The sequence below is a fragment of the Verrucomicrobiota bacterium genome (genome assembly GCA_037139415.1).
Classification (GTDB): domain Bacteria; phylum Verrucomicrobiota; class Verrucomicrobiia; order Limisphaerales; family Fontisphaeraceae; genus JBAXGN01.
On sequence record JBAXGN010000057.1, the window covers coordinates 23,108 to 39,909 of the forward strand.

The 16,802-nt window shown below is 57.4% G+C and carries 17 protein-coding genes; 10 read left to right on the forward strand and 7 right to left on the reverse strand.

The window, feature by feature from the left end; all coding sequences use genetic code 11:
• Window positions 1–23: 23 nt before the first annotated feature.
• Window positions 24–1,034, forward strand: a complete 1,011-nt coding sequence (locus tag WCO56_11880) for an alpha/beta hydrolase (protein MEI7730266.1) — start codon at window positions 24–26, stop codon at window positions 1,032–1,034.
• Here WCO56_11880 and WCO56_11885 read toward each other — a convergent pair.
• The 7 genes from WCO56_11885 to WCO56_11915 all read right to left on the reverse strand — a co-directional run bounded on the left by WCO56_11885 (window position 1,028) and on the right by WCO56_11915 (window position 10,560).
• The gene (locus WCO56_11885) at window positions 1,028–1,780 is read right to left on the reverse strand and encodes a DUF1559 domain-containing protein (GenBank protein MEI7730267.1); all 753 of its coding nucleotides are present in this window, start codon (window positions 1,778–1,780) and stop codon (window positions 1,028–1,030) included. The two genes, WCO56_11880 and WCO56_11885, sit on opposite strands and share 7 nt — an antisense overlap.
• A gap of 172 nt (window positions 1,781–1,952) precedes the next feature.
• Entirely contained in the window at window positions 1,953–2,087 is a 135-nt protein-coding gene (locus WCO56_11890; GenBank protein MEI7730268.1) for a hypothetical protein, read from the reverse strand.
• 163 nt (window positions 2,088–2,250) lie between these two features.
• The gene (locus tag WCO56_11895; protein ID MEI7730269.1) at window positions 2,251–6,924 is read right to left on the reverse strand and encodes a multidrug efflux RND transporter permease subunit; all 4,674 of its coding nucleotides are present in this window, start codon (window positions 6,922–6,924) and stop codon (window positions 2,251–2,253) included.
• A 31-nt stretch (window positions 6,925–6,955) separates the two neighbouring features.
• Window positions 6,956–8,170, reverse strand: coding sequence for an efflux RND transporter periplasmic adaptor subunit (locus WCO56_11900; GenBank protein ID MEI7730270.1), 1,215 nt, complete (start codon window positions 8,168–8,170; stop codon window positions 6,956–6,958).
• A gap of 61 nt (window positions 8,171–8,231) precedes the next feature.
• Window positions 8,232–8,876, reverse strand: a complete 645-nt coding sequence (locus WCO56_11905; GenBank protein ID MEI7730271.1) for a TetR/AcrR family transcriptional regulator — start codon at window positions 8,874–8,876, stop codon at window positions 8,232–8,234.
• Between the two features lie 185 nt (window positions 8,877–9,061).
• Window positions 9,062–9,994, reverse strand: coding sequence for a DUF3106 domain-containing protein (locus WCO56_11910; protein ID MEI7730272.1), 933 nt, complete (start codon window positions 9,992–9,994; stop codon window positions 9,062–9,064).
• Window positions 9,995–10,044: 50 nt separating this feature from the next.
• Entirely contained in the window at window positions 10,045–10,560 is a 516-nt protein-coding gene (locus WCO56_11915) for a hypothetical protein (GenBank protein MEI7730273.1), read from the reverse strand.
• A gap of 116 nt (window positions 10,561–10,676) precedes the next feature.
• Here WCO56_11915 and WCO56_11920 point away from each other — a divergent pair, with 116 nt between their 5' ends.
• The 9 genes from WCO56_11920 to WCO56_11960 form a co-directional block, all read left to right on the forward strand.
• Entirely contained in the window at window positions 10,677–11,405 is a 729-nt protein-coding gene (locus WCO56_11920) for an endonuclease III domain-containing protein (protein ID MEI7730274.1), read from the forward strand.
• Between the two features lie 105 nt (window positions 11,406–11,510).
• Window positions 11,511–12,179 carry a hypothetical protein gene (locus WCO56_11925; GenBank protein MEI7730275.1) on the forward strand — a complete coding sequence of 223 codons (669 nt, stop codon included), beginning with the start codon at window positions 11,511–11,513 and terminating at the stop codon, window positions 12,177–12,179.
• Window positions 12,180–12,300: 121 nt separating this feature from the next.
• Window positions 12,301–12,807, forward strand: a complete 507-nt coding sequence (locus WCO56_11930; GenBank protein ID MEI7730276.1) for an HIT domain-containing protein — start codon at window positions 12,301–12,303, stop codon at window positions 12,805–12,807.
• Between the two features lie 6 nt (window positions 12,808–12,813).
• Complete coding sequence (locus WCO56_11935) at window positions 12,814–13,779, forward strand: PhoH family protein (protein MEI7730277.1); 966 nt, start codon at window positions 12,814–12,816, stop codon at window positions 13,777–13,779.
• Window positions 13,757–14,245: an rRNA maturation RNase YbeY gene (gene ybeY, locus WCO56_11940; GenBank protein ID MEI7730278.1), complete on the forward strand. Its 489-nt coding sequence runs from the start codon at window positions 13,757–13,759 to the stop codon at window positions 14,243–14,245. Before WCO56_11935 ends, ybeY begins: the two co-directional genes overlap by 23 nt.
• The gene (locus tag WCO56_11945; protein MEI7730279.1) at window positions 14,242–14,931 is read left to right on the forward strand and encodes a DUF502 domain-containing protein; all 690 of its coding nucleotides are present in this window, start codon (window positions 14,242–14,244) and stop codon (window positions 14,929–14,931) included. Before ybeY ends, WCO56_11945 begins: the two co-directional genes overlap by 4 nt.
• 151 nt (window positions 14,932–15,082) lie before the next feature.
• Window positions 15,083–15,736, forward strand: a complete 654-nt coding sequence (gene recO / locus WCO56_11950; GenBank protein ID MEI7730280.1) for a DNA repair protein RecO — start codon at window positions 15,083–15,085, stop codon at window positions 15,734–15,736.
• 224 nt (window positions 15,737–15,960) lie between these two features.
• Window positions 15,961–16,626 carry a hypothetical protein gene (locus WCO56_11955; GenBank protein ID MEI7730281.1) on the forward strand — a complete coding sequence of 222 codons (666 nt, stop codon included), beginning with the start codon at window positions 15,961–15,963 and terminating at the stop codon, window positions 16,624–16,626.
• A partial coding sequence (locus WCO56_11960; GenBank protein ID MEI7730282.1) for a hypothetical protein occupies window positions 16,623–16,802 on the forward strand: 180 nt, incomplete at its 3' end. The genes WCO56_11955 and WCO56_11960, both read left to right, overlap by 4 nt.

Sequence of the window (16,802 nt, forward strand, 5' to 3'; positions counted from 1 at the left end):
AAACCGATCATGCTACGAAAATTATGGCACAAACATTATCGGTCATTCCCATCCGTAAAGGCCATCGCACGCTACCCGTGCCGCTATTTCAATTATTTTTCAGCCTGCTGCTCGGCGGCGTGCTGGGTGGTTATACCGCAGGCAGCCTGACGGCGGCGGAGGCCAAGTCAGCCGCGAAAAAAGCACCGGTATCAAAAAACGGGGTGAAGTGGAAAAAAGTGTTTCCGCAAACCCCGCCGGGTGTGACCTGCACCACGAATGTTGTGGCAAGTTATCCCGAGCATGTCGTCGAGTTGGTCGTTTACACGCCGGACAAGCCCGGAGCATATCCCTGCATCCTTGATATTCACGGTGGCGGTTGGACGGCGCGGCAGGTGGAGAGCGACAAGCCAATGATGGAAAGGTTGGCTACGCGTGGATTTGTCACGGCTCTGGTCAGTTATCGGTTGGCGAACGAGGCGGCGTTCCCCGCCGCACTGCACGATTGTAAATCGGCTTTGCGCTATCTGCGAGCAAATGCGGCGAAGTTCAAAATTGATCCCGCCCGCATCGGCTGCATGGGCGGCTCGGCCGGAGGACATCTCTCGGGGTTAACCGCGATGACCAGCGGGTTGAAGGAATTCGAAGGCCCCGGACCGCACCCGGAACAATCGAGTGCCGTACAAGCATGCATTGTGATGGCGGCGACTCAGGATCTGGTGGCCGCCAACCAAGGCAAAGCCTCCACGAATGCGATCCTATTTTTCGGCGGCTCCTGCGCGGAAAAACCGGAGGTCTATAAGCAGGCGTCACCGATCACCCATGTCCGTGCCGGCGTGCCACCAACGATCTTCATCGAAGGCGAGAAGGACACGCTCAAGGTTGGCCGGGCGGAGATGCAGGAGAAGCTGCGGGCATTGGGGATTGAGACGGCCCTTCATACCCTGAAGGAAGCACCGCATCCATTCTGGATGAGCGAACCGTGGTGCGATGAGACCGTGGCCATCGCCTCCGCGTTCTTTAAGAAACAGTTGGGCGAGCCGACCTATCAATAGGTCACGATGGCGATATTCGTCCGCCAATCGGGCTTGATGGCCCATTGGTTGACGGGCACCAGGCTTTTCCAATAGCCCAGGTAGCGGGCGCTGCCGTCGCAGAAACCAAAGTTTGAACCGCCGCCGCTGCCTTTCCCCTTGATCCGTTTGGGATTGTTATGGCGGCCCTGCTCGACAATTTCAAAATCGTTCCCGGTGCCTTGCGTGAAATCCATGTAATAATGGCTCTGATCCGACGCTTTCTCGCCGAACATAATGGTGTCTGAGGGGAGTGTAATCTGATTCATGGGCATGCCATTGGTCCAATGCGCTTTCATGTAGAGGTTGTCGTAATCCGAGGTGCTCAAAACGCTCAAGAAATAATCATTGAACGCATTGATGACAAAGCTGTGCGGCATATCATTGGTGCCATAATTCAGGCCGAAGGTGCCCTGATTGGAGTCGCTGGGGCAGAGCAACACCCCGGGGGCCTGATAATACGGCAGCAGACCGACCATCCACAGCGGCGTGAGCGTGCGGGGATAATGACGATCTTCGTTGTCATCGGCGTACATGGTGCAGGCCAGCCCAAGTTGCTTCAAATTATTCAGACAGGAGATGCGGCGGCCTGATTCTTTGGCGCTGGCCAAAGCCGGCAGCAGCAATCCCGCCAAGATGGCGATGATGGCGATGACCACCAACAATTCAATCAGCGTAAAACCACGTGACGACGGAACTCCGCGTTCCCTATGTCCTGAGTGATACATAGGGTTTTGACGATCATGCCTTTGCCTGTATTCACCAGATAAGTTCGCGGGAATTGAAACTTTCCAAACCAGCCATGAGCGGGTTAACCGTGAACGATCATGTTTGCAAAAAGAACGAATCAACGGCAGACGATTGAATTTTGACCAGAAACTTTTGCAGAAAAATGGACCGTCATAAAAATGGGAAGCCGAGCATGGCATGAACATGGAAGCTGGATGTTGGCCGGGCCGCTGGCATCCGCAAAGAAGCGCCAACCGGCTGCTTCAGCAGCTTATTGATCTTGATGCGGGCGGTGGCTTCTTTCATGTGGTGGGGGTGGCTGATGCCCGGATGCGCGCATGAAGATTCGTGTGCTTACTGGGGAGTAATAATGGGAGTTATGTGTTGCTCACATGCGTGGGGATCTGTTTGCAAAGCAGAATTCTCCACACGCGTGGGTTAGGGCTCCGACCAGTTTTTAGGCAATTTGCTAATTACTTCGGCCATTTCGCCCGCCTTCAATCTCCCAGCCGCCGCCCAGGGCTTTGTACACCGCCACCAGCGTGGTCGCTAGACGGGTCTCGCTTACGGATTGGCGGTCCTGCGCGTCCAGCAAGGTGCGTTCGGCATCCAGTACGGGCAGGAAGTCTGCGACGCCGCTCTGGTATCGTTCGCGGACGAGGGCGACCGCCGCTGCCGCGGCGCGGGCGGTATCCGCCAGATGGTTCAACCGGGCTTGTTCATAGCCGAAATCCACCAATGCGTTCTCGGTTTCCTCGAGTGCGAGCAGGACGGTTTTTTCATAGCTGGCGAGTTCAGCCTCGGCCCGGGCGTTGGCGGCCTTGATGTGTGAGCGAACGTGGCCGAGGTCCAGTGCAGCCCAAGTGAGACGCGGGCCAAAAGAAAACGCGTGGGCGCCGCTGGTGCCCAGTTCCGGGATGGTGGTTGCTTCCAAGGCAACGTGTCCGTTAAAGGTCACGCGCGGGAACAGGTCGGCGGTATAAATGCCGATGCGGGCGGTGGCGGATGCCAAGGCTTGTTCGGCAAAGCGGATGTCCGGACGCCGGCGCAACAGGTCGGCAGGATTGCCGATACTGACCAAAGACGGCAGGTTCGGCAGGGTTGCGGGCGCGGTTAACTCCGGTTCCAATGCGGTGGGCGGACGTCCGGTGAGCACACTCAGGCGATAGGCGGCATGTTTGACGGCGGCTTCCAGCGGGGGAATGCCCGCCAGGGTGGCGCTCCATTGGGTGCGCGCGCGCCCGGCGTCCAACTCAGTGGCGCGCCCGGCCTGCAATTTGGAGAGGGTTAAATCAAGCAACTCCTTTTGGTTGGCGGCATTGTGTCGGGCCACGGCAAGCCGGGACTGAGTGCCGCGCAACTCGAAATAATTGCGGGCAACTTCGGCCACGAGGGTGATCAGCACTTGCTGCCGGGCGGCTGCTACCCCGGCCAATTCGGCCTTGCCGGCCTCCACCCCGCGCCGCACACGGCCAAAAAAGTCCAATTCCCAACTGGCGTCAAAACCCGCGTCGTATAATTCACCTTCACGTTGCGCGTGACTCAAGCCGGGCATGGCGGCTTCGCTGAACATTCGGTTCGCGTAACCGCCGTTAGCCAGCAGGGTGGGGTATTGTCCGGCCCTGGTCTCCACGAATAATGCGCGGGCTTCGCGCACGCGCGCGGAGGCGATGCGCAGATCGTGGTTGTTCGTGAGGGAGGTCTCCACCAAATGCAGCAGGGTGGCATCGTTGAAACCGCGCCACCAATCCGCCACCGTCGCTTGGGGCGAGAGATTCGTGCGGCTGTTGGCAAACGCCGAACTGGTGACCCCGGCGTTGTTCGGAGGGTGGAAGGTGGGACCGACCGCGCATCCGCTCGACAGGAGCAGCGTGCCCAGTCCCGCCGCGAGCAGCGCCGTGGTAATCCCGGTTGCCGGGTGGATTGGCGCCGCCTTGGGTTGGGCAGCGTGTTTGCGCTCCACTATGTGGCGGATAACCAGGTAAAATACCGGTGTGAGGAACAGCCCGAAGAACGTCACGCCCAACATGCCGAAGAAAACGGCGGTACCGATGGATTGACGCATTTCCGCGCCGGCCCCTTTGGAGAGCATCATGGGGAGTACGCCAAACGCGAAGGCGAGCGAGGTCATGAGGATGGGGCGCAGCCGCAAGCGACTGGCCTCCAGGGCGGCCGCCATCCGGTCCTGGCCAGCATCCTGCAATTGGCGGGCGAACTCGACGATGAGGATGGCGTTCTTGCAGGCCAACCCCATCAGCACGACCAGGCCGATTTGAGTGAAAAGACTGTTATCCATGCCGCGCGCCCAGACGCCGATGATGGCAAACAGCAGACACATGGGCACAATCAGGATGATGGCCAACGGCAGCGACCAGCTTTCATACTGGGCCGCCAGCACCAAAAATACCATTAGCACGCATAACGGGAAAATGAAAATAGCGGTGTCGCCGGCTTGGATTTGCAGCAGGCTAATTTCAGTCCACTCCATTCCCATGCCAGGCGGCAGCACTTTATCAGCCAGTTCATCCAGCACCTTGATCGCCTCACCGGTGCTGATTCCGGGCGCTGGTGATCCGGTAATTTCGGCGGCGGGATACATGTTGTAGCGGATGACCGAAGCCGGGGCGGTTATCTCGCGCACTTTGACAATGGTCCCCAGTGGCACCATTTCGCCCATTTCATTGCGAACTTTGAGGTTTACCACATCCTCCGGCTTGCCACGAAATTGAGCGTCAGCTTGGGCGGTTACACGGTAGGGTCGTCCGAACGCGTTGAAGTCATTCACGTAGAGCGAGCCCAGATAGATTTGCAGCGTGTCCCAGACGGTGCTTAACGGCACCTTCATGGTCTTGGCCTTGGCGCGATCCACGTCGAGAAAAATTTGCGGCACATTGGCGCGGAAGGTGCTGAGCGCACCGGCAATGCGTTTATCCTGGTTGGCGGCCGCCATCAGTTGGTAGGTCGCAGCCTGCAGGGCAGGGAAGCCCAGTTGGTTGTGGTCTTGCACCTGAAGTTTAAAGCCACCAACCAAGCCCAATCCATCCACCGGCGGTGGACCAAATACCCCAATGAAACCCTCCTGGATGCCCGATAGTCGGGCGCGCAACTGCGCGGCAATAACGTTACCCGTGAGATCGGGTTCCGGTGGTTTGCCGCCCAGCCAGGAGCGCACTTGGGCAAAAAGTCCGCTGATCGCGCCATGTTTCACACGGTCGCGAAACGGTTCCAACGGAATAAAGAAACTGGCGGCGTTGGCCTGGCTGCCGAGCGTCACAAATGACAGACCGACGATTTCCACAACGCTCCCCACGCCCGGAGTTTCCCGCATGATTTTGGACATCTGCTTGCTGACCGTCCGGGTACGCTCAATCGAGGCACCGTCCGGCAATTGCACATAGGCAATCAAGTAACCTTTGTCTTGCGGTGGAACGAAACCGACGGGCACGGTATGAAAGCCAAACCAAGTCAGCGCCAACAACCCGACGTAGAGCACCAAGGCGATGCCGCAGTGGCGCAAAACTCGTCCCAATATGGCCAGGTACCCATTGCGTCCGGCCTCGAAGAGGCGGTTAAATCCGGTGAATATCCAGCCGACGGAATAATGGATCACCTGGCCGATGAAATCCTTTTTCTCATGATGCGGCTGCAATAGCAAGGCGGCCAGCGCCGGGGAGAGCGTCAGGGAATTAAAGGCGGAAATCAGTGTGGACACGGCGATGGTTAGCGCGAACTGCCGGTAGAATTGGCCGGTCAACCCGCTGAGGAACGCCGTGGGAATGAACACCGCCGCCAGCACCAGTGCGATGGCGATCACCGCGCTACTGACTTCGTTCATGGCCTTTTGGGTGGCCTCGACGGGCCCAAGCCCGAGCGCGATGTTGCGCTCGACGTTTTCCACGACCACAATAGCGTCATCCACCACGATGCCGATGGCGAGCACCAAGCCGAATAGGGAGAGGTTGTTCAGCGAAAAACCCATCAACGCCATGACTGCAAAGGTGCCAATGAGGGACACCGGCACCGCGAGCAGTGGAATGATGGAGGCGCGCCAGTTTTGCAGGAACAAAACCACCACGATGACGACCAGCAGCATCGCTTCCATGAGGGTTTTGACGACCGCGTGAATGGACTCACGAATGAAGCCGGTGGTGTCGAACACGATCTTATAGTCCAGGCCGGATGGAAAGTCTTTCTTCATCTCCTCCATGGCGGCATGCACCTGATCCGAGGTTTCAATGGCGTTGGAGCCGGGCAATTGGAAGATGGCAATCACCACGGCGGGTTCGCCGTCAAGATAGTCGCGCAAGTTGTAATCGTTGGCGCCCAGTTCGATTCGGGCGACGTCGCGTAACCGGGTGACCTGATTATTGGCGCCAATTTTCAGGATGACCTCGCCGAACTCTTCCGGGGTGGAAAAGCGGCCTTTGGTCTGGGCGGTCAGTTGGAACAGGTTTCCCGGCGGTTGCGGTTGCTGGCCAAACACGCCAGCGGCCACCTGAATATTTTGTTCGCGGATCGCAGCGACGATTTCCGGCGCCGTCAGGTTACGGGAAGAGGCTTTGTTCGGATCAATCCACACGCGCATGCTGTATTCGCTGACGCCGAAGATACGCACATCCCCCACGCCCGGCAGGCGTGCCAATTTGTCTTTGACGTGCAAAAACGCGTAGTTGCCCATGTACAAATCGTCATAGGTGGCGTTGGGCGAGACGAGGTGTACCATCAGGGTAATGCTGGGCGAGCGTTTCTGAGTCATGACGCCGAGTCGGCGCACTTCCTCGGGCAGGCGCGGCAAGGCGGTGGCGACCCGGTTTTGCACCTGCACCTGGGCCATGTTCAGATCAGTGCCGGTCTTAAAGGTGATGCCGATGCGCAACTGGCCGTCACTGCTGCAGGCGGAGGACATGTAGAGCATGCCCTCGACGCCGTTGATTTCCTGTTCCAAGGGGGTTGCGACCGTCGAGGAAACCGTCTCCGCGCTGGCTCCGGGATAATTGGCCATGACGAAAACCGTTGGCGGTGTGACTTCCGGGTATTGCGCGATGGGCAGGGTGAACAGGGCCACCAAGCCCAGCACCACGGTGATGATGGATAGCACGCCGGCGAAGATTGGCCGGCGGATGAAGAAGTGCGAAAATTTCACAAGTGCACAGGGTTAAAGTTATCGTCCACCATTACTTGGTTGCGGCGGGTGACGCCGGCGTACCCGCGACAACTGGTGGCACCACCTGCACTTTGCTGCCTGGTCGGGCCATCATCAGACCATTGACCACAATGCGGTCTTCCGTGGTCAACCCTTCCAGGACCGTCCGCTTGCCTCCATGTTGGCGTCCGACCTTGATGGGGCGCGGCACCACGACGCTGTCTTTGTTCACGGTAAGCACGAATTTATTGCCTTGGTCCGAGCTGATGGCGTCGGCGGGAATCAGCATGGTTGCCTCCGGTTTGCCCGCCGGCAGCCGCAAGCGCCCAAACATGCCGGGCAACAGCGCGCGATCCGCGTTGTCGAACACTGCACGCATTCGGATCGTGCCGGTTTTGGCATCCACTTGGTTGTCGAAGAAGTCTAGGCGTCCCGGGTGCGGGAAACCGTCTTCGTTTACGAGCGCCAACGCGCACACGACCGATCCGGCATTCGGGCCGGTACCGGTGCCGGCGCTGCCACTGCTGCGATAGCGCAGGAAGGATAATTCATCCGCGTCAAAGTAACAGTAAATCGGGTCGGTGGTGACAATGGTGGCCAGCACCGTGGAAGTGCCGTTGCCGCCTTGGATCAGGTTACCCACCGTTACCTGGCGTCGGCCAATACGCCCACTGATGGGCGCTTTGATGCGCGTATAGGACAAGTTGAGTTGCGCAACGGATTCCGCAGCTTGGGCTGCCGCCTCAGCGGCTTTGGCGGACGCTTGGGCAGCCTGGGCTTCGTGCACCGCCTTGCTGCGGTTGTCGTATTCCTCCTCGGAGATCGCCTTGGTGCCGCGCAGACTTTCAGCTCGCTTTAAATCGTTCATGGCCAGTTCGGCATGGGTTTCGGTCCGCTGATATTCGGCATGGGTACGCTGGCGTTCGGCTTGGGCGCGCTCCAGATCAGCCTGGTATGGCTTGGGGTCAATGAGGAAAAGCAGGTCGCCGGCTTTGACCTCCGCCCCATCGGTGAATTGGATGGCATGGAGATAGCCAAAGACACGCGCCCGGATTTCGACCGTTTCCACCGCTTCCAGATGGCCGGGAAATTCGTCCCAGTTGGTGACCACCATGATTTGCGGTTGCGCCACGGTAACCTTGGGTGCGGGTGGATTCGGCGCTTGGGGACGGGAGCAGGCGGTAAGGGTGGCCAGGCCGGCGATGACAGCCAGGCTGGCACGGGCAGGTTGTTTAAATATCTGCATGTACTTGGGTCTTTTCATTAATAACGTATTCTTAAAGCAATTAATTGGGATTTAAAATTCATCAGGGCCGGGTTTCCTGGAAGCCGGCACCAAAAAAATGGGTCATTTGCGCTAACACCGTTTCGGTGTCGTGCGGATCACAGGCTCCGCCGGTTTTCTCCTTGAGGTTGCCCGCATTGCACAAGATGAACGCCAGTGCGCCCCACACAAATTCCATGCGCCACTGAAGCGTTGACCGCGCGGTTTTTGGAAAGCGTTTTTGCAGGGTCTGGACAAACGCCTCGCGCAGCTCGTGGTATTGGGCGCGGATCAATTCCTGGGTCTGCGGGTTGGGTTCCGTGACCAGGCGTCCGATGAGTCGTTTGACCATCCGGCTTTCCCGCGAATCCGTGGCGGCCAGGCGCAACGGGGGAAGAATGATGGCTTTGAGCACATTTTCCACCGGGACCGGCTTGCCGTTAGCCTCCTGCTGGAACCTGGCCAGCAACTCGCGCTGCTCCTGCGCGAGGGGACCAATCCGGCGGTTCAAGACCGCCGTCATCAAACCATCCTTCGAGCCAAAATAATAATAGACGGTGGCGAGGTTGACCCCGGCATCCAGCACAATGTGGCGCAGCGACGCGCCTTCAAACCCGGAATCCGCGAACGCATGCTCGGCGGCATCCAGGATTTTGAGTTTGCTCGCATTCTCAGTGACTCTGGCCATAAAAATAAACGTTCGTTGTAAACAAACGTTCAATATAATATGTCACCCAAACCCTTTGTCAACAGATCCTGATGGATCTCCGCATGGCTCTTATGGCAACCCGTTTCGGATCCGCTTTGATTCCTGGTGTTCGGAGTTTAGAATTCTGCCAGTCAGCACACTGGAAACGCGCCTCCAATAACCTCTTATGGCACCACAACGGCGTTCGTTGTGGTGGCGGTTTGCACATAGGTGCGGAGCAGGGAAGACGGCAACGCCGGCATGGGGGGCATGGGCACCTTGCGCACGAGGTTTCGGGCCAGTTGGCGTTCCTGCGCGGACATGGATTGCCAGCGGGTGACGTTGGCCAGAAACAGTTGCCGTTCCTCGGGCGTCATGATGGCAAATTGCGTAAAGGAATTCAGGCATCGTTCCCGTTCAACGGAAGGCAGTTTTTCAAAGGCATTGATGATTTGCTCCGCCACGTTGCGTTCGGGTTCCGATAAGCCGCGCAAAGTCTTGTTGCGTTCGAATCCGCTCAGCTCGAGGAAACGCGCGAAACGGTTGATGAGATTGGTGCGTTGGTTTGGCGGCAAATCCTGCAAGGCGTTGAGGGCAGCGTTGATTTTCTGCCGGTCTTGGAATGGCAATAATATCGGTAAGGGAGGCAAGGCTGGCGGCGGTGGCCCCGGGGTTGTCACGCGCACCAAATTGGACAGCGCATCTTCGCTGCGCAACACCTCCTGTTTACTTTCGGGGGAAAGTTGATCCCAGCGTTTCAGACGCTCTTGCAGCAAGGGCCGCAGGCGTTCGGGGCAGCGCATGACCAACTCTTCCCGTTGAGTGCCCTGGGCTTGCAGCAGCGGCTGGATATACCAGCGCAGTTCGGTCAGGGTCAGACGCAATTCCCGCAAATGCGCCGGTAAGGTCAAATACTCGTTCAGTTTGGCTTCCAAAGCCGGGCGCTGTTCCGGTTTGCGCCTGGCCAACCAGGTGGCACGCCCTGACTCATTGGTGGCCAGCAGGGTGCGAAAAATGCTGATCGGACACGGCGGCAACGGGGGTATGGGCAGCATCGGTGGCATTGGCGGAGTGGGTGCCGCAGCAGCAGAGGCCAGGCCCAGGATGATGATAAGCATCAGGACCACTTCCCGCGAAAAGCGTCGGACTGCGTTGGACAGAGAGTGCCTCACTTCAACAAGCTTAGAAGTTCCATGTCCGGTCCGGTGGTTCCCAGCCGGCGGATGGCATCAAAGTCCTGCCAGACCTCCACCGTTTTCATTTGGGAAGACGTGGAGACGTTCGCGAGCAGGCTGACTTCCTTGACACTGACCACCAGTTCAGAGCGAACCGAATGTTGGTGCTGAAGATAACCCATTACGCCAATTCCCACCACAAACAGGCCCATGGCAAAACGCGGCAACCAAAGGCGGCCGGGGCCGAAAACGCGATCCAGCCAACTCGTTTGGGTGGTCGCCACGACGGTTTCCTGGTCAATCGCCTGCAATACTCGATGGGTAAAATTGGACGACACCGGCACATCCGGCAGCCCGCGCAAAGCGCTGGTCAAAGCCAGCTCGGCCGCCCATTTGGCGCGTGCCTCGGGGTGGTTTGCCAGCCAAGTCTGAAGCTCAGCGCACTCAGGCGTGGTCAACTCGCGTCGCCAAGCGGCTTCGAGCAATTGGTTCATGTCAGCGTCATTCATAGACGTTCTTCAGGGTAATAAACCGCCCCGGGAGGAAAGTTGTGGCGTTTTTGAACCCCTCGGATCGGGCCATTTCACTATCCTTTTTGAACGTTGCTCCCTATACTGACGCCGGCATGAAGAAGACACCTATCATGGCATTGCGGCGCGCCTATCCGTTGATGCGCGCGCGGTTCGGTCACCTGCAATGGTGGCCGGGCGAGACGCCTTTCGAGGTATGTATCGGTGCCATCCTGACCCAGAACACCAGTTGGTCCAACGTTGAACGGGCCATCGCCAATCTCAAAAAAGCGGGTACTCTCACTCCCCAAGCCATGTACACCATGCCCGAACTGGAACTGGCGCAACTGATCCGTCCATCCGGTTATTACAACCTCAAAGCCAATCGGTTACGTGCTTTTATACATGTGCTCATGGAGGAATATGGTGGCGATTTGCAGCGATTTTTTTTGGGGTGTACCGCCGATGTGCGGCAACGGTTGCTGGCCATTCATGGGATTGGCCGGGAAACCGCCGACAGCATGTTACTCTATGCTGGTGAGCATGCCAGCTTCGTGATTGACGCCTACACAAAACGTATTTTCACCCGTCACCATTGGTGGCAGCCATCGCGCAACAAGCACCCCCAAAAACACCCGCCTGCCAAAGGAACTACCGCCGAGGAATATGAATCGCTTAAAAGCCTTTGCGAACACGCGTTATCTGACCATCCGGAAGATCCGTTGGATTATTGGCAGGATTACCATGCCCAACTGGTCATGGTTGGCAAACACCATTGCTTGAGCCGACAGCCTCAGTGTGCGGACTGTCCATTAGCGCCGTTACTGCCAGCCTGGGTTAGCTGAAAATTCCATTAATTTTGAATAAAGTGGGCGGCAAAAACGTTTTTTCTTTGAATATTGGCGGGATTGCCGTAAAAAAGCGCCCGTAACGTGAAACTGAAATATACTATGAAAATGATTACTCTTGCCATCCTGGGCGCGGCACTCGTGGTGCCGGGCAGCGCCTTGGTTACCACCACCGCCGCGCAGGACAAGGCTCCGCTGGCGATTCAATTTCCGCAGCCCACCTTGAAGGGCACCCCGGAAGATCTCCCGACCGGCCCCCACATTGAACCCCCTTCCGACAAGCCCCCGAAACCCCTGATGGTGCCGTCTGATGTCAAGAACGTGGCGCTTAACAAGCCCGTCACCAGTCCGGCTCAGGTCATCACCGGGGAACTCAAGCAGATCACCGATGGCAACAAGGAAGCCTTCGACGATCAAGTGGTGGAAATGAAGAAGGGCCTTCAATATATCCAGGTGGACTTGGAAAAGGAATACCAGATTTTTGCGATTGCGATCTGGAACGACCATCGCTATGTCCAGGCCTATCGCCGTATCATCATTCAGTTGGCGGATGACGCGGAATTCACCAAGAATGTCCGCACCTTGTTCAACAACGACTATGAGAACAAGGCGGGCTTTGGAGTGGGCACCGACCGTGAATATTTTGAAAACCGCTACGGCCGTACGATTGACGGGAAGGGTGAAAAGGCCCGCTATGTGCGCTGGTACAGCAACGGCAGCAACGCCAGCGCGTTGAACAACCGCCAGGAAATCGAAGTGTACGGGAAATAAGCGTCCGCATTTTTCATGCTCTGCGATCAGCCAGGTGGATTTCCACCTGGCTGATTTGTTTCTGCAACAAAGGTGAAAACCCAGTCTTTGACAGGCCCGGCGATTCTGATAAGGTGAAGGCATGGAAATATTACATGCTCCATGGCGGATTGAATATATCCTGGCGCCGAAGCCGCCGAAGTCAGCGGCTTCGTTGTTTACGCAAATTGCGCAAGCCAACGACGACGTGGCCAATCATGTCGTGGTGCGCGACCGGACTTGCTATGCCTTGCTGAACGCATTTCCCTACAACGGCGGGCATCTGATGGTGGTGCCCTATAAGCAGGCTGCCGATCTCAGCGAATTGACGGTCGAGGAAATGTCGGACCTGATGCAACTGTTGCGGCGATGCATCCAGGCGCTCAAGCAGGTGATGCGACCGGATGGGTTCAATGTGGGGATTAATCTTGGCCGGGTGGCAGGTGCGGGAATTGAGGAGCATTTGCACATCCATGTGGTGCCGCGTTGGAGCGGCGACACCAATTTCATGCCGGTACTGGCCGGCACCTCGGTGGTGCCGGAAGCGTTAAAGGAAGTCGCGGCCAAATTGCGAGCCGTGCTGGCCGCCGAAACCACCTCGTCCACCTAAGCTGTCATGCCGATCGAAACCTTGCATTTTGACAACGCGCGACTGGCGCAATCGCTCTATAACAATGAGCCGGCCAACCTGGCGGCCCTGGAGAAAACGCTGGGGGTCAAGACCACCTCGCGCGAGGGCTGGATCAAACTCGAAGGCACGGAAGAGGCGGTGGAACGCGCGCGGCAGTTGTTCCAGTTGTTGGAAAGTTCCATCCAGACCGGGGGGCACATTCGGAACCGGGAATTCAACCAGGCCTTGCACGTGGTGCAACAGGATGGCGTGGCCGCGCTCAAGAGCCTGTTCGCCGACCAAATCCTCACCTCCACCAAAAAGGCGCGCATCAGCCCAAAAACCGTGGGGCAACGCAAATACCTGGAGGCGATCCGTTCACATGATGTCACTTTGGGGCTCGGACCGGCTGGCACGGGAAAGACCTATCTGGCGATGGCGATGGCGGTGAGTTCCCTGCGGGAGGAACAGGTCAGCCGCATTATTTTAACCCGGCCCGCCGTCGAGGCGGGCGAGGCCTTGGGCTTCCTGCCCGGTGATTTGCAGGAGAAACTGTCACCGTATCTGCGCCCGTTACACGACGCGCTCATGGACATGTTGCCGCCGGATGAAATTCAGCGGCACATGGAGCGGGGCTCCATTGAAATCGCACCGCTGGCTTACATGCGCGGGCGGACGTTGAATCACGCGTTCATTATCCTAGATGAGGCGCAGAACTGTACCATGGAGCAGATGTTCATGTTTCTCACCCGGCTGGGTCACAACTCGAAAACGGTGGTGACCGGCGATCCCACACAGGTGGATTTGCCGAAACAGAAACCCTCGGGCCTCATCGAGGCGCGCACCGCCCTGAAACATATTGACGGCATCGCCATCGTTGAATTCCAACGCCGCGACGTCGTCCGCCATCCCCTGGTGCAACGCATTATCCATGCTTACGAGGAATACCGTGGCAAAGCACAAAGCACCTGACCCCTCCGCTGGCCGTTTGCTGGTCATTCACAACCGGCAGCGAGCGAAATCGGTGAACGTATCCCGGTTCCGCCGGCAAGTGCGGCGCGTCCTGGAAGAGGAGTTATGGCTGATGAATTATGAAGTGTGCCTGCATTTGGTGGGTTCGCCAGAGATGACACGGATCAATGAGACCTTTCTGCAACACGCGGGTGACACTGACGTGATTACCTTCACCCACCCCGGTATGCCCGGTTCCGCCGTGTTATACGGGGAAATTTTTATTTGCGTGCCAGTCGCAGTACGGCAGGCGGTCACTTATCGTACCCGCTGGCAGGATGAAGTCACCCGGTATGCGGTGCATGGCATCCTGCACCTGCTGGGCTACGAGGACGCGCAGCCGGTATCCCGCCGAAAAATGAAACGAGAGGAAAACCGCCTCATGCGCCAGTTGGAAAAACCGTCATCCGGAACAACCAAAACGTGAATACGGCACAAAAAACCAATAAATCATTCTTTGCGCGGTTCCAGGCCAATTTTTTCACCGGCTTGGCCATCGTGCTGCCGGGGGCGCTGAGCATCGCTTTGGTGGTCTGGGTATTTCGTAATATCGCCAATGTCACAGATGCGCTGCTGCTCTTCATGCCAAAACACTGGACCCACCAGGACGGCGGACAAGGCCCGTTCTACTGGTACAGCAGTTTGCTGGCGCTGGCCATGGCCGTGGTGCTGATCACCATCATCGGGCGTCTGGCCCGTGAATACCTCGGCCAAAAAGCCATCAAGTACATGGAAGACCTGATGTTGCGTGTGCCGCTGGTCAACAAAGTGTACAGCACCATCAAACAGGTCAACGAGGCATTCACTGGCAATAAAACCGCCTTCAAACAGGTGTGTCTGCTGGAGTATCCGCGCACGGGCGTGTACTCGGTCGGGTTTATCACCAGTGAGCAATTGAAGCCCATCGTCAAGGACAACCGGCAGCATCTCGTCAGCGTGTTCATTCCTACCACCCCCAACCCCACCAGTGGCTTCATCGTCCTCGTGCCGGAGGCGGAAGTGACCAAGCTGGACATCTCCGTGGCCGATGGCATCAAGTTCATCATCAGCCTCGGCGCCCTGACGCCGGATCAGCAGCAAACCCAGGTGGATCAATTGAAACCCGACGCATGAGTGCTTACCCTCCCCATGAACCCCCTCATCCCGTGCTTCTCCCCCAGGGGGGAGAAGGTGCCCGCAGGGCGGTTCAAGGGGGCAAAGAGCGGAATCTGGTTTCGGGGAATTCTCACCCTGGACGAACCCACCCGTCGCCCATCTGCCCATCATGGAAGAACGCGCCACTGGTCTGATATTACGCACCCGGCTCCTGACCGAGACCAGCCTGATTGTCCACTGGTTGACCCCGGATCAAGGGCGTTTGGCTACCGTGGCCAAAGGCGCGCGCCGTCCCAAATCTCCGTTGCGCGGCAAGCTGGACCTGTTCTACCTTGCAAATTTTACCTTTGCGCGCAGTCTGAAATCCGACCTGCACAACCTGCGCGAAGTGGAGTTGGTGGAAACCCATGAGCCATTGCGCCACGATCTGACCAAAATCCAGCAAATGGCCTATGCCGCCGGTTTGATCGAACAGAACACCGAGACCGATACTCCACTGCCCGAACTCTACGAACTGTTGCGCTCCTTTTGCGCCTGTGTGTCCAAACAGCGGACGCACCTACGCTACCCGTTAGCCTTTGAATTAAAGCTGCTGGCCGAACTGGGATTGCTCCCGGATTTTTCCGCCTTGCGCCACGCGGATACGGTAAAAACCGCTCTGGCCCAACTGCTGGAATCGGACTGGGCCACTCTGGCGCTGCTTGAACTGTCGCCCGCCATTCTTGACGAGATAAATCATTTTCAGCACGGCCACCTGATTTATCATCTAGGCCGCCTTCCCGCCTCTCGCAGCGCCGCCATGCACGGGGAGGTTGGTGTCTGATTGGGGCACCTGACAAAAGTCCAACCGGGAATGAAAAAATACGTGCCTGTGCTGCCGTATCACCCGCATGCCGACTTGAGGGGACGCCGAAGGCTCTGGTTGGGAAGATAGAGTGATTATAGTAAGGAAAGTCCAATTGAGGATTAACTATAAAAATTAATGCTTGCCATTAGAACAAAATATGCATAGCGTCCACTTTACCCGAATCTGAATTTGGATAGCGAATGAAGCCAATTGAGGATGATTTTTCATTGTGCCTGCCGGCCAAACCGGCAAGGAAGAAACTTTATTGGTTTGGCTTGTGGGCATGGTTATGGCTTGCCTTGCTTTCTTGCCCGGCGGCTACCGCCTATCAGATAGACAGCGTGTTGCGTACGGCGGGGGGAGGCGCACCGCTGGTAAGTTCCGTCCAGACCTTCGGCATACCCAACGTTCCAGCGGGACAGCAGGTAACTTTCAGTTTTGGCTTTGCGACGGATGAAGATTTATTGAGCGGGAGTTTTTGGGACGCGGCGACCGTGACGCTGCGCGAAGTACTCAGTGGTTTGACTGAACAGTTTGTGACCATTGACCGGACCGGAGTTTATTGGGCCCCATCCAATCCGGGTGGATTGACGTTGAGTCCAGATCTGATTACGCGCACTGCGATTGCCTTTCCCACACTTTCTTCCACCCCATCAAACCAGTGGGCGTTCACCGTTAGCGCGCCGGTGCCGGTGGAATTTCAGGGTAAAACCGTGGAGCTTTACCTGGATCTTTTCGACAACCAGAATGCCCAGCAGTCGTTAGCCTGGATTTCCCAGGTGCCGGAACCGAATGGGTGGTGGCTGGCGCTAACGGGTGGCGCTTGCTGGTGTACTTTGAGGAGGCTTAAACCATGGAATTCATGATGCCATCAGTGGTTCGGTGGAGGACGCTCTGGCTGGCCGCGCTCTGCCTATGCCTGGGGCGGGAGTTGGCCAACGGTACCACACTGAAAAATTTGGTTATTAACGGCAATCCGGTGGCTTTGGTGGAGGTGACCAACGGCCTGCAAGTTCGGTTTACCGCCATGCGTTACAATCGC